Consider the following 13,002-nt stretch of genomic DNA (forward strand, 5'->3'; position numbering starts at 1 on the left):
CGTCACGCAAACGTCCGGAACCGCCGGATCGTTTCCTCTGCTTCGCCGATCGCATCAGGCGTGCCAACGGTCAGCCAATGGCCGTTCATCAGCATGCCGAAAAGTCTGCCTCGGGCAATCGCCCTGTCGAAATAGATATTGAGGTTGAAGGCGTCTTCAGACGCATCGTCGAGCAGCGCAGGGCTCATGACGATCGCGCCGGCATAGACGACTGGATTGGAGGGATCGTCGCGATAGCGCGTCAGCCGCCCGTCGGCGGCAAGGCTGAAATCGTTCTTGCCGTTATGACCCGTCGTGTCTTCGATACGCACGCAGAGAAGCGCCATATCCATACGCTCTGCATCGAAGAATCCGGCTAAGCGCCGTAGATTGCTCGGTTGCCCCGCAGGTTCACCGATCCAGAAAAGGTCAGCATTCATGACGAAGACCGGCTCCCGATCGAGCAGCTTGAGACCTTTTGCCAGACCACCGCCGGAATTCATCAGCGCATCGCGTTCATCGGAAATGAGGATATCGAGTCCGCGATAGTGTCTCAGATGGTCTTCCATCTGATCGGCGAAATGATGAACATTGACGGCGGCGCGTTCGACGCCGGCACCAACGAGTGAATCCAGCGCATAGTCGATCATCGGCTTTCCGCCGATTTTCACCAGGGGTTTCGGAATCGTGTCGGTGATCGGGCGCATGCGGGTTCCGAGCCCCGCGGCCAGCACCATGGCTTGTCTGACGGTCATGCTGATCCGGTCTTATGATTCGACTGGGACTATTCCAGTCCTTGTGCACCATTCGCGCAAGGGGGCAAGCGCCTCGTGTTCCAGCGCCACCTTCAGATAGGACAGCGTGCGCGGCATATGTTGCAGATAGCCGGGTTTACCGTCTCGCTGCAAGAGCCGTACCCAGAGTCCGACGAGTTTGCAGTTGCGTTGCGCTGACATGATTGCCCATGCCTTCAAGAATCCGGCTTCGTCGAAACCACGCTCAGTGCGCCGCAATGACAGATAATCGTCCATCAGGTGCCGGAAGAGATCCGGCTCGATGGTGACACGGGCGTCTTGAACGATGGAAGCAAGATCATAGGCAGTCGGCCCGATCATCGCATCCTGGAAGTCGATGATGCCGATCTTGCGGATACCGCTTTCGTGTCCGCGCCAGATGATGTTCGGCGAATGGAAATCGCGCAGCAGGAGATTGGTTTCTGCCGATTGCAGTTCGTCGATCAAATGGTCCCAGATCGCGAGATATTCCTCGCGCTCTGCGTCGGTGGGCGGGCTACCGCGCTTCCAGGCGATATGCCAGTCGAGCACGAGCCGCACTTCCATCTTCATCGCCGTACGATCGAAGTCTGGAATATGATGGATATGCGTGGGCGAAACCGGGATATCCTGTGGAATCTGCATAGAGTGAAGATGGGCAAGGCAGGCGACGCTTTGCCGGTAGCGCTCGGCGATTGGTCGCCCACTGGCATCGAGCACGCCTTCAGTGCCGAGATCCTCGATCAGCAGGATGCCTTGGTCGTAATCGACCTTGTAAATCTCCGGCGTCGCAAAGCCCCGCTGCCGCAACGCATCGGCGATCGCTACGAACGGATAGGCATTCTCCGCAAGGTGCGCGACCTTGGGGTAAGGCTTGCCGTCCAGAACCGGCGGACCGTCGGGTAACGGCGGCCAGTCCATCAGGATCTTGCGATCGCCCTTCCCGGGATAGATCGATTCGTAGGCGCGGAGTGACGCGTCGCCAACAAGGAACCGCCGCTTGGCATCACCACAGCCGGCGGCGGCGAGGAAGTTGCGTATCGCCAGCACGCGACGGATACGTGCCGCGGTTTTCTCCGGTGCCGTGATTGTCACCCGCCGGCCGGCAGCCTCGTGTTCAAGCCGCAGCGAGATGCGTGTTTCAGGCAACTCACTTTCTGCCATCTCGGGCCATTCGACGATGCAGATGCCGTTATCGAGCGCCTCGTCGAAGCCGAGTTCGGTCAACTCGGAGGGATCACCGAGCCTGTAGAGATCGAAATGCGAGACCGGAATGCGCAGCTCGTAGGATTGAACCAGCGTGAAAGTGGGGCTTGGAACTTCCAGCCCGTCGTCATCCGCCATCGCGCGCAGGAATGCGCGTGCGAGTGAGGATTTTCCGGCGCCGAGATCGCCTGATAATGCCAAGCAATCGCCCACTTTCAGCGCCAGCGCCAAATCGTTGCCGAGGCAGATGGTCGCTGCCTCGTTTTCCAGAAAAAGCGAGATTTCGTCGCTTTGCGTCATTCGGCGGCGACGGAATGCGGCATGTCGATGGAAGGGATGCGGCAGGTCACCGTCGTCCCCTTGCCCGGCTCGCTGTCGATGCCGACCTCGCCGTTGTGCAGGCTGACGAAGCTGTCGACGATCGAAAGGCCAAGCCCCGCTCCGCCGCGCTTTCCGCTCTTGGCACCGGTCGCGAAGCGATCGAAGACCGTAGCCACTATTTCGGGAGAAATGCCGGGGCCGCGATCCCTGACAGAGAAGACGAAATCCGTGCCTTCCCGGCGGCATTCGAGCGCAATCGTTGTACCCTCGGGCGAGAAGTTGGCGGCATTGGCCAGAAGCTTCAGCAGGATCTGCTTCAGCCGCTGCGGGTCGGCAACGATCGAGCCGAGATAGGCCGGAGCGGTGATTTCAAGTGAAACACCACTTTCCTGCAGCCGGTCGGCGATCTGCAGGGAGACGTCGTCCAGAAGATCGGCAAGATCGATTTCCGCATAGTTGAGCCGCATGATGCCGGCATCGACGGTGGCGAGATCAAGGATGTCATTGACGAGCGTCAGCAGTACCGACGACGAAGTGGCGATATGGTCGATATATTCCGCCTGCCGTTCATTCAGCGGGCCGACGCCCGGCGTGCGCAACAGATCGGTGAAACCGATGATATTCGTCAGCGGCGAGCGCAGTTCGTAGGAGACGTGCTGCACGAAGTCATTCTTCAGCTCGTCTGCCTTGCGCAGCGCCTCATTCTTTTCCGTCAGTGCGCGTTCGGCGCGAACGTTGTCGGTCATGTTGACAAAGGTCAGCATGGTCTGCGCGTTCGGCAGCGGGATGACCGCGAAGTCGAGAACGAGGCCGGACAGCAGTTCGAGCGTTCCCTGACTGGAACGGCGCTCATCATCGAAGCTGGTGATCAGCTCGGCAAAGGTCTTCCAGCCGTCGGGCTGGTCATAGGACGGCGCACAGGCCTCGCCGATCGCACGAATATGCGTGCCGGGCTTGGCTTCCGTCTCGGTAACGCCCCAAAGAGCCCGGAAGGCTGGGTTGGAGAGGCGAATACGGCCGTCAGGTCCGAAGACCGCAACACCTTCCGACAGATGATCGATCGTTTCGCCCTGAACCTTCACCAGCGTGTTGTAGCGCGTTTCGAGATCGACCTGCTCCGTAAGGTTCTCGAAGACCCAGGTCGCGCCGCCCTGCGGATGCGCCGTGGCGAAGACGCGCAGCGTCTGCCCGTTCGGCAGGTGCCAGAGGTCAGATTGCGTATCGAGCGAACGATAGACGGAAAGCGCTGTTTCCTTCCACGATTTCCAGTTCAACTGGTCGGGCAGTTTCTTGGCGGCGCGCAGGCGCTCCAGGAGTTCGCTATTGTCGGGCTTGCTCTCAAGGAACGCGATGTCGAGTTCCCAGAGTGCGACGAAGGCCTGATTGTAGAACTGCAGTCGGCGGTCGCCGCCGAAGATGGCAACGGGCGTCGCCAAATGGTCGAGCGTCTCCGCATGGCTTTTCAGTGTGCGTTCCAACTCGGCGCGAACCGCTTCGACATCGGAGACGTCGACGGCAATGCCGGCAGAGCCACTCGGGACCTTGACGTCAACCACGTCGAAGAACGTGCGGTTGCCACGCACGACGGTCGAAATCGTGTCATGGAAAGGCGATTCCGGCATTGCCGTGGCGCGGATCCGCTCACGGGCAACGGTTGTCAGGATTTCGCGGCCTTCATTAACGGCCTGTTGGGGTGATTGCGCTTCGACGGCATCGCCATAGGCATGGTTGACCCAGGTCAGGCGGCCGGCGGTATCGCGCTGCCAGGCCGGCATGTCGATCGCATCGAGCATGGTCTGGAAGGCGGAAATCGACGTCATCAACCGATCGCGCTCGATCTTCAGTTCGGCGAGTTCAGCGCGCAGATTGTTGAGCGCCACGAAGCGAACGAAGGCGCGGCCCCCGGAAACGCGGCCCTGGGCCTCAAGCACTTCGTCCCGGATTGTTTCGACCACCATGTCGAAGCTTTCGGCCTGCTCACGCAGCCGCCCGATCGCCCGTTCCAGTTCGGAAGCCGAGCGTGCCTTCAGCCAGAGACCAAAGGCAAGGAATTCATTGTCCTGCGGCGCGCCGGTTTCCGGTGGAAGCTGACCGAGGAGTTCAGGCCGAGCGACGCCGTCCCAGATGACGATACGCCGGTTCTTGTCGGCAATAAGCGCCTGATATTGGGAAATGCGCTGCTGCGCATCCGAAAGCGCCGAGCGAATCTCGCGGCTCTCATTTTCGAGATTGCCACGCTGGCGCACCAGCCAGAGCGTCGAAAGCAGGGCAGCCGAAATCACGCCAATGACGACGGAAAGGCCGACAACCTGCGAGGAGGTGAAAAGATGCGCCGTCCCGCCGATGACGGGCTCTGCTTGCGCCAGAACCGGCCAAGCCGGGACGAAGATCGCGGTGCTCACAGCGCACAGCTTTGCAATACGTGCCAAAGACCAGTTTTTTTGCCTTGCAGTCACGGGGACCGCGGCAAACCCATATTTTTGGCCTGCCGGAAGCGGGCGGTCAGCAGCATAAGCGCTATCCTCCGCCTGACCGAGCAGGCTGTGTTTCATTTTCGACATCGGCGGTATGTCTCCGTCCTTTAATGTGCCGCATCACGACAAGACATCCCATTTTCGTGGAAAACGAAGAACTCCGAGCCACGAATCAAGTCTTAAAATAATACTTCGGAAGGGAATCGTCGGAAAGAGAGCGCCCAAAAAATAAGCCCCGGCATTTGTCAATGCCGGGGCCACCACATCTTGTGGATATCTAAGACTTGATCAGTACCTGTAGTGGTCCGACTTGAAAGGACCCTGCGGCTTCACGCCGATATAGGCAGCCTGCTCTTCGCTGAGCTGGGTGAGCTTCACGCCGAGCTTGTCGAGATGTAGGCGCGCAACCTTCTCATCCAAGTGCTTCGGCAGGATGTAGACCTTGCTTTCATACTGGCCGGGCTTGGTGAAGAGCTCGATCTGCGCCAGCGTCTGGTTGGTAAAGGAAGCCGACATGACGAATGACGGATGGCCCGTCGCATTGCCGAGGTTCAGCAGGCGGCCTTCAGAAAGAAGGATGATGCGATTGCCCTTCGGGAACTCGATCAGGTCGACCTGCGGCTTGACGTTCGTCCATTTGAGGTTACGAAGTGCTGCAACTTCGATTTCGTTGTCGAAGTGGCCGATATTGCCGACGATCGCCATATCCTTCATCTGACGCATGTGGTCGATGCGGATGACATCCTTGTTTCCGGTCGTGGTGATAAAGATATCGGCCGAGGAAACGACGTCCTCGAGCAGAACGACTTCATAACCGTCCATGGCAGCCTGCAGGGCGCAGATCGGATCGGCTTCCGTAACCTTGACGCGGGCGCCGGCACCGGAGAGCGAAGCGGCAGAACCCTTGCCGACATCGCCGTAACCGCAGACGACGGCAACCTTGCCGGCCATCATCACGTCGGTGCCGCGGCGGATACCGTCGACCAGCGATTCCTTGCAGCCATACTTGTTGTCGAACTTCGACTTGGTGACGGAGTCGTTGACGTTGATGGCCGGGAACGGCAGCAGGCCCTTCTGGCTCAGCTGATAGAGGCGGTTGACGCCCGTCGTGGTTTCTTCGGTCACGCCCTTGATGGCATCGCGCTGCTTGGTAAACCAGCCCGGGGAAGCGGCGAGGCGCTTCTTGATCTGCGCGAAGAGGATCTCTTCTTCTTCAGAATGCGGGTTGGAGAGAACGTCCTCACCGGCCTCGGCGCGGGCGCCAAGCAGGATATACATGGTGGCGTCGCCGCCATCATCGAGGATCATGTTGGAGAGGCCGCCATCGGCCCACTGGAAGATCTTGTCGGTGTAAACCCAGTAATCTTCAAGCGACTCTCCCTTGATCGCGAAGACCGGAACGCCGGAAGCGGCGATTGCTGCTGCGGCATGGTCCTGCGTCGAGAAGATATTGCACGAAGCCCAGCGGACTTCGGCGCCGAGGGCAACCAGAGTCTCGATGAGAACGGCGGTCTGGATCGTCATGTGCAGCGAGCCGGTGATGCGTGCGCCCTTCAGTGGCTTCGATTCACCGAATTCGGCGCGGCAGGACATGAGGCCGGGCATTTCGGTTTCAGCGATGGTGATTTCCTTGCGTCCGAAATCTGCAAGGCCGATATCGGCGACGACATAATCTTTTTCAATGCTCATTAGGGCTCTCCAGGCTGAAACGTCTCAAAACCATCGCAAGGACGCGACGATGACCGCAACGGATCGAACGCGTGCGGAATGCACATCATGCTCGCCGTTTAGCAGGCTTCGTTCGGGAAGGCAACGGGGATATAAAGAAGTCTTTATATCTTTATATGACTCTGGAGATCAGATCTCTTCGCCGAACTTGTTCTGGATGAGCTCGTCGAGGGCATTCAGCGCTTCAGCCGCCTGGTTGCCGGTCGCCGAGACGACGACGCTGGAGCCGGGGCTCGCCGCAAGCATCATCAGACCCATGATCGAGGTGCCGCCGACCGTCATGCCGTCCTTGGAAACGGTGATCGTTGCATCGAAGGCATCGACAGTCTGGACGAATTTTGCCGAAGCGCGCGCGTGCAGGCCACGCTTGTTGATGATCAGGAGTTCCCGGGAAAGCGGTGTCATGGAGGTTTCTTACTTTCCGCTCAGGACCCGGCTCGCAACGTTGATGTATTTGCGGCCGGCCTCGGAAGCCTCGGCAAGCGCCTTTTCCATATTGTTCTCGCCGCGCACGCCGGCGAGCTTGATCAACATCGGCAGGTTGACGCCGGCGATGACTTCGGTATGGCCGCTGCTCATGACCGAGATTGCGAGGTTGGAAGGTGTACCGCCGAACATGTCGGTGAGAATGACGACGCCATGGCCGTCGTCTGCGCCGGAAACGGCTTCGAGAATGTCCTGTCGTCTCTGGTCCATATCGTCTTCCGGTCCGATGCAGACCGTTTCGATGAATTTCTGAGGACCGACGACGTGCTCTACGGCATGACGAAACTCTTCAGCCAGCTTGCCATGAGTGACAAGCACAAGTCCGATCATGATATTACTGCTCCCATGGCATACGCAAACCGTGGCCCCAATATCGCAACGCAGCAATTACGTCCACCGGTGGGGGCACATCTTGGCGATCAAAAGCCGAAGTGCAAGATAAAAATATAAATATATAAGCCGTATCAGGCCGTCCGGAAGGCCTCAACTTCCGATTTCCGGCGCTTTTGCCGTCAACACTGCAAGGGGCAGGGGGAGGTTGGGCAACAATCGCAGTGCAGGCAACTCGAAACCCTCGGCAAGAACGGCGGTTTCTCCTTCCGCAGGAAGCCGATTCTCGCCGCTGGCGCTGCCTGGCAGGACTACAAAATGCATCGCCGCCTGGGCAATATGATCGTGCTTCACGATGCCCGTGCCGCGCAGTTCGATAAGCCCAGCAATGGCTGGCGGACAGGCGGCAGTGATTGCTCCGTCCTGTTTCGAAAGAAGCACCTGATCATCGGCCACGAGGACAGAGAATATCCCCTGCCGCCGCGCCTCCGCCATGCAGGTAAAAGCGGTCATCGACTTGCCCCAGCCCGAAGGGCCGGTGAACAGCAGGCCGGTCTTTCCAATGACGATTGCGGTGGCGTGGATGTTGATCATGCCGCGGTATCGGCCGGGAGGGCAAGGATGAAGCGGGCACCAAGCAATTTACCACTCTCGTCGTCGACGATGTTTTCGGCCCGCAATGAACCGCCATGCGCCTCGGCGATCTGCCGGCTGATGGAAAGCCCGAGGCCGGAATTCTGGCCGAAACCTTCGGATTCCGGTCGGTCGGTATAAAAGCGTTCGAAGATGCGGTCGATATTCTCGGCCTGGATCCCCGGACCGTTGTCTTCGATATAGACCACGCAACGGGAGCGGGTACGGACCAGACGCACCGTGATCTTGCCGTCCTGTTCCGGCACAAAGGAGCGGGCATTTTCAATCAGGTTGGTGATGATCTGGCCGATACGCAGGTCATGCCCTTTAACGACAAAGCGCGTCTTGACGTTCGGCTTGCGATCCACGGCATAGTCTATGTCGACCTTCTTCTTGGTGCTGCGGATCTGGCGCGACACGTCGATGAGATCGCGCAGAAATACTTCCAGATCGACAGAACCTGCATCGACGCGCGCAAGCTCGGCATCGAGACGCGATGCATCCGAGATATCGCTGATCAGCCGATCGAGGCGGCGGACATCGTGCTGGATGACATCCATCAGCCGCTTCTTGGAATCGTCGGATTTGGCGAGCGGCAGTGTTTCGACGGCACTGCGCAGCGAGGTCAGCGGGTTCTTCAGCTCATGGCTGACATCGGCTGCAAAGCTCTCGATCGCATCGATCCGGTCGTAGAGGGCCGTCGTCATTTCGCGCAGCGCAATGGAAAGGTTGCCGATTTCGTCCTGACGCGCCGAAAAATCTGGAATTTCTTCACGTTCCTTGGCGCCGCGGCGCACCCGGATGGCCGCCGCCGAAAGCCGGCGCAGCGGATTGGCGATCGTCGAGGACAGCACGAGCGCCATCAGCACGTTGACGAGCGTTGCAACGCCGAAGACACGCATGATGGCGAGACGCTCGGCATGCACGATATTGTCGATATCGCCGGCCTGCGTCGACAGCAGCAACACACCGAGCACGGCCCGGAAACGCTGGATCGGTACGGCAACCGAAACGATGAGCTCGCCCTTTTCCGTCGTGCGCACGACTGCGCCGCGTACACCCGTCAGCGCGTTCATCACCTCGGGATAGATAGAACCATCACCACCTGGTGCTTCCTTGTAGACAGGAAGATTGCCCGGCTGCAGCGCCTTGTTGAAGAGGGCCGTAAACCATTCGCTCCAGGTCTGCTTTTCTTCCTCCACTGGCGGCAGGTCGAAGCGCAGCACCTGGCCACGAGAATAGAGATGGCGGGAATCGAGCAGCAGATTGGCGTCGGCATCAAAAATGCGGGCGCGGGTGCGGGTCGGAGAAATCAGCCGTCGAAGAACCGGCGCCACCTTTTCCGGATCGATCGGGAATTCGAGATCCTCGTCGTTCGGCACCGGTGTGATACTCTGGCCGGCCTGCAGTTCCAGCAGCTTCTGCGGATCGATGGTGATCGAGTTCGTATCGACGGAAGCCGAAGCCGAAACCGCGCCGGCGATGATTTCGCCCTGGGTCAGCAGGCTCTCGACGCGCGCGTCGATCAGGCCTTCTCGGAACTGGTTGAGGTAGAGAATACCGCCGACGAGGACGAGCAGGGCCGCAAGGTTAAAGAAGACGATGCGGCGCGTCAGGCTCGAAAAGACAGCATTGCCGAAGATACGGCGGATCAGGGTGAAGGGATGCGACCAACGCCGACCCCTGACGCGTCGGGTGCTCACGCCCTCCGCATCATCCAGATCCCTTTCCTGCACCAACTGTGCCAATAACGGCCCTTTCGGAGGGCAGGGCCAGCTTGGCCGGCCCGCCGCCCTCATTCGTCTCTCCCTGCGCTTTGAAGCGTCAGGCTGCTTCGCGGAAGCGGTAACCCACACCGTAAAGCGTTTCAATCATATCAAAGTCTGTATCGACCATCTTGAACTTCTTGCGCAGCCGCTTGATGTGGCTGTCGATGGTGCGGTCGTCAACATACACCTGTTCGTCATAGGCGGCATCCATGAGGGCGTCGCGGCTTTTCACCACACCCGGGCGCTGGGCCAGCGAATGCAGGATCAGGAATTCAGTGACGGTGAGGGTGACGGCTTCACCCTTCCAGGTGCAGGTATGGCGCTCCTGGTCCATGACCAACTGGCCGCGCTCGAGCGAACGGGCCTGCTGCACCGCACCTGCCTTTGGCGTACCGACGGTGGCAACGCCGCCGGTAGCGGCGGCCTCACGGCTCGAAGCGCGGCGCAGCACTGCGCGAACGCGTTCGACTAGCAGTCGTTGGGAGAAGGGCTTGGTGATGAAATCGTCGGCGCCCATCTTCAGGCCGAAGAGCTCGTCGATCTCTTCATCCTTGGAAGTCAGGAAGATGACTGGCATGTCCGACTTCTGGCGAAGGCGACGAAGCAGCTCCATGCCGTCCATACGCGGCATCTTGATATCGAAGATCGCCAGGTGTGGCGGGCGTGCGAGCAGGCCATCCAGCGCGGAAGCGCCGTCCGTATAGGTTTCGACCTTATATCCTTCGGCTTCCAGTGCAATCGACACGGAAGTGAGGATGTTGCGGTCGTCATCAACGAGCGCGATTGTCGGCATGGTGTTCGTCTCCGTCATCAGTGCGCAATCTCCCGGATTTCGTCTCCCCAGGCGGTCTTCGTGACCGGTTGCGCTTATGGAGGATAAAGGTGGAACAAATTGTGGCAAAGATAAAGGGGTAGATTGCCAGTCCTCATGAGCCGCAATCGCAAGTGGTGCGACAAGTTGTTTCAACAGGAGGTCTTCAAACGATTTAAAATAGATTCTCGGAATTTAAATCGATTAATTATTTGATATTATTATATTTTCCAAGTTCTAGCCTATTGCCATTTAAAATTTCTCCTTTTACTTTCGCTTATATTTTAACGGCCAAGGCGCCTCAGCGAAGGGAAAAGCTATGGAGACGTTCGGAGTTCATAACCAGGCAATCGAGCTGGCGACGATCGGTTTCGGCGACGTACGGAGCGTCCGCTACAACCTCTCTGCCGCTCTTCTTTACGAGGAAGCGATTCGCCGGGGAGAGGCCGAACTGACAGCCCAGGGCGCTCTTCGTGCCACGACCGGCCAGCACACGGGCCGTTCGCCGCGCGACAAGTTCGTCGTCCGCGATGAGAATACGGATGACCAGATCTGGTGGGATAACAACAAGCCGATGTCGCCGGAGCATTTTGCCCTGCTGCACAAGGATATGCTGGCCCATGCCGCGGGCAGGGATCTCTTCGTGCAGGACCTGATCGGCGGTGCCGACGCCGGTCAGGCACTCCCGACCCGCGTTGTGACCGAATTCGCCTGGCATTCGCTCTTCATCCGCAACCTGCTGATCCGTCCGAAGGCAGACGCGCTCGCGAGCTTTGCGCCGAAGTTGACGATCATCGACCTGCCGAGCTTCAAGGCCGATCCGGAGCGTTACGGCTGCCGCACCGAAACGGTGATTGCCTGCGATCTCACCAACGGCATCGTTCTGATTGCCGGCACCTCCTATGCCGGCGAGATGAAGAAGTCGGTCTTCACAGTGCTGAACTACCTGCTGCCCGAAATGGGTGTCATGCCGATGCACTGCTCGGCCAATGTCGGCCCTGCGGGTGATGCTGCGGTCTTCTTCGGTCTGTCCGGTACGGGCAAGACGACGCTTTCAGCTGACCCGGCACGCACCTTGATCGGCGATGACGAACACGGCTGGAGCGAAAACGGCATCTTCAATTTCGAAGGCGGCTGCTACGCCAAGACCATTCGCCTCTCGGCAGAGGCCGAACCGGAAATCTATGCCACGACACAGCGTTTCGGTACGGTGCTCGAAAACGTCGTTCTCAACGAAAACCGAGAGCCGGATTTCGACGATGCGTCGCTGACGGAAAACACGCGCTGCGCCTACCCGATGGACTTCATTCCGAATGCATCTGAAACCGGCCTTGCGCCTCATCCAAAGACGATCATCATGCTGACGGCCGACGCTTTTGGCGTCATGCCGCCGATCGCCAAGCTGACGCCAGAGCAGGCCATGTACCACTTCCTCTCCGGCTACACCGCCAAGGTGGCAGGTACGGAAAAGGGTGTCACGGAGCCGGAGGCGACCTTCTCGACCTGCTTCGGCGCCCCCTTCATGCCGCGTCATCCCGCCGAATACGGAAATCTCCTGAAGGAGCTGATCGGCCGCCACGGCGTGGAATGCTGGCTGGTCAACACCGGCTGGACCGGCGGTGCTTACGGCATCGGCAAGCGCATGCCGATCAAGGCGACTCGTACTTTGCTGACCGCCGCCCTTTCGGGCGAACTCGCCAAGGCTGAACTCCGCGCCGATCCGAATTTCGGCTTTGCCGTTCCGGTCGCAGTCGAAGGCGTCGATACCGGCATCCTCGACCCACGCTCGACCTGGGCCGACAAGCAGGCCTATGACGCGCAGGCCGAGAAGCTTGTGTCCATGTTCATCGCCAACTTCGCCAAGTTCGAGGACCATGTCGACGGCGGTGTGCGCGACGCAGCCCCCGGCATCAAGGTCGCTGCCGAATAAGCCGCCGGCAAACTTCTGGAGATTCACGTGAAACCCGGCGTTCCCAAGCGCCGGGTCTTCGGTTGCTCAGGCGCCGGGTTTCCACCGCTTTCAATTCGCGGCCATTATGCGCTAGAAGGCTGCATGGCCAGCGACGCTCTTTATATCGACGACAGGATTACCATCGCCGGATGGGAGCTGACGGAACAGTTCGTTCTGGCGGGTGGTCCTGGCGGTCAGAACGTCAACAAGGTCTCGACCGCCGTCCAGCTCTTCTTCAATATTCCCAATTCCCCCTCGCTCAACGAGAGGGTCAAAACCAATGCGATCAAGCTTGCCGGCAGGCGCATGTCGAAGGACGGTGTGCTGATGATCGAGGCAAGCCGCTTTCGCAGTCAGGACCGTAATCGCGAGGACGCACGCGAGCGGCTGAAGGAATTGATCATTGAGGCCGCCAAGCCGCCACCGCCGCCGCGCAAGAAGACCAAGCCGACGAAGGGCTCGATCGAGCGACGCCTGAAGGAAAAATCCGGCCGCTCGGAAGTCAAGAAGATGCGCGGCCGACCGGGCCGTGGAGAATGAC

The 13,002-nt window shown here is 59.3% G+C and carries 11 protein-coding genes; 2 read left to right on the top strand and 9 right to left on the bottom strand.

Going from position 1 to position 13,002, the window contains the following annotated elements:
* Window positions 1-2: 2 nt before the first annotated feature.
* From ACK9YZ_RS20910 to ACK9YZ_RS20950, 9 genes are all read right to left on the bottom strand, one after another.
* Window positions 3-734, bottom strand: a complete 732-nt coding sequence (locus ACK9YZ_RS20910; RefSeq protein ID WP_416065040.1) for a nucleotidyltransferase family protein — start codon at window positions 732-734, stop codon at window positions 3-5.
* A gap of 12 nt (window positions 735-746) precedes the next feature.
* Window positions 747-2,258, bottom strand: a complete 1,512-nt coding sequence (gene tsaE, locus ACK9YZ_RS20915) for a tRNA (adenosine(37)-N6)-threonylcarbamoyltransferase complex ATPase subunit type 1 TsaE (RefSeq protein WP_416065041.1) — start codon at window positions 2,256-2,258, stop codon at window positions 747-749.
* Complete coding sequence (locus ACK9YZ_RS20920; protein ID WP_416065042.1) at window positions 2,255-4,840, bottom strand: ATP-binding protein; 2,586 nt, start codon at window positions 4,838-4,840, stop codon at window positions 2,255-2,257. Before ACK9YZ_RS20920 ends, tsaE begins: the two co-directional genes overlap by 4 nt.
* Window positions 4,841-5,041: 201 nt before the next feature.
* On the bottom strand, window positions 5,042-6,442 hold the full coding sequence (ahcY, locus tag ACK9YZ_RS20925) for an adenosylhomocysteinase (RefSeq protein ID WP_216756419.1): 1,401 nt from the start codon (window positions 6,440-6,442) through the stop codon (window positions 5,042-5,044).
* Between the two features lie 168 nt (window positions 6,443-6,610).
* Window positions 6,611-6,886: an HPr family phosphocarrier protein gene (locus ACK9YZ_RS20930; RefSeq protein WP_183734613.1), complete on the bottom strand. Its 276-nt coding sequence runs from the start codon at window positions 6,884-6,886 to the stop codon at window positions 6,611-6,613.
* A gap of 9 nt (window positions 6,887-6,895) precedes the next feature.
* Complete coding sequence (locus tag ACK9YZ_RS20935) at window positions 6,896-7,297, bottom strand: PTS sugar transporter subunit IIA (RefSeq protein ID WP_007813746.1); 402 nt, start codon at window positions 7,295-7,297, stop codon at window positions 6,896-6,898.
* Between the two features lie 153 nt (window positions 7,298-7,450).
* Window positions 7,451-7,891 (bottom strand): HPr kinase/phosphorylase, encoded by a 441-nt coding sequence (locus ACK9YZ_RS20940; RefSeq protein ID WP_216756420.1) that lies wholly within the window; start codon window positions 7,889-7,891, stop codon window positions 7,451-7,453.
* Complete coding sequence (locus ACK9YZ_RS20945) at window positions 7,888-9,678, bottom strand: sensor histidine kinase (RefSeq protein ID WP_216756421.1); 1,791 nt, start codon at window positions 9,676-9,678, stop codon at window positions 7,888-7,890. The genes ACK9YZ_RS20940 and ACK9YZ_RS20945 overlap by 4 nt, the downstream gene beginning before the upstream one ends.
* Before the next feature lie 76 nt (window positions 9,679-9,754).
* Window positions 9,755-10,492, bottom strand: coding sequence for a response regulator transcription factor (locus ACK9YZ_RS20950; RefSeq protein WP_210276856.1), 738 nt, complete (start codon window positions 10,490-10,492; stop codon window positions 9,755-9,757).
* A 337-nt stretch (window positions 10,493-10,829) separates the two neighbouring features.
* On the opposite strand from ACK9YZ_RS20950, the gene ACK9YZ_RS20955 reads away from it, so the two are divergent.
* Entirely contained in the window at window positions 10,830-12,440 is a 1,611-nt protein-coding gene (locus tag ACK9YZ_RS20955; protein WP_416065043.1) for a phosphoenolpyruvate carboxykinase, read from the top strand.
* 123 nt (window positions 12,441-12,563) lie between these two features.
* Window positions 12,564-13,001 (top strand): alternative ribosome rescue aminoacyl-tRNA hydrolase ArfB, encoded by a 438-nt coding sequence (gene arfB, locus ACK9YZ_RS20960; protein WP_216756423.1) that lies wholly within the window; start codon window positions 12,564-12,566, stop codon window positions 12,999-13,001.
* Window position 13,002 lies beyond the last annotated feature (1 nt).

This window comes from Rhizobium sp. ZK1, assembly GCF_047782645.1.
In the GTDB taxonomy this organism is placed as follows: Bacteria; Pseudomonadota; Alphaproteobacteria; order Rhizobiales; family Rhizobiaceae; genus Rhizobium.

Coding starts and splice junctions, on each gene's coding strand:
- ACK9YZ_RS20910 (WP_416065040.1), bottom strand. CDS start 734: ATGACCGTCAGACAAGCCATGGTGCTGGCCGCGGGGCTCGGAACCCGC.
- tsaE (WP_416065041.1), bottom strand. CDS start 2,258: ATGACGCAAAGCGACGAAATCTCGCTTTTTCTGGAAAACGAGGCAGCG.
- ACK9YZ_RS20920 (WP_416065042.1), bottom strand. CDS start 4,840: ATGTCGAAAATGAAACACAGCCTGCTCGGTCAGGCGGAGGATAGCGCT.
- ahcY (WP_216756419.1), bottom strand. CDS start 6,442: ATGAGCATTGAAAAAGATTATGTCGTCGCCGATATCGGCCTTGCAGAT.
- ACK9YZ_RS20930 (WP_183734613.1), bottom strand. CDS start 6,886: ATGACACCGCTTTCCCGGGAACTCCTGATCATCAACAAGCGTGGCCTG.
- ACK9YZ_RS20935 (WP_007813746.1), bottom strand. CDS start 7,297: ATGATCGGACTTGTGCTTGTCACTCATGGCAAGCTGGCTGAAGAGTTT.
- ACK9YZ_RS20940 (WP_216756420.1), bottom strand. CDS start 7,891: ATGATCAACATCCACGCCACCGCAATCGTCATTGGAAAGACCGGCCTG.
- ACK9YZ_RS20950 (WP_210276856.1), bottom strand. CDS start 10,492: ATGCCGACAATCGCGCTCGTTGATGACGACCGCAACATCCTCACTTCC.
- ACK9YZ_RS20955 (WP_416065043.1), top strand. CDS start 10,830: ATGGAGACGTTCGGAGTTCATAACCAGGCAATCGAGCTGGCGACGATC.
- arfB (WP_216756423.1), top strand. CDS start 12,564: ATGGCCAGCGACGCTCTTTATATCGACGACAGGATTACCATCGCCGGA.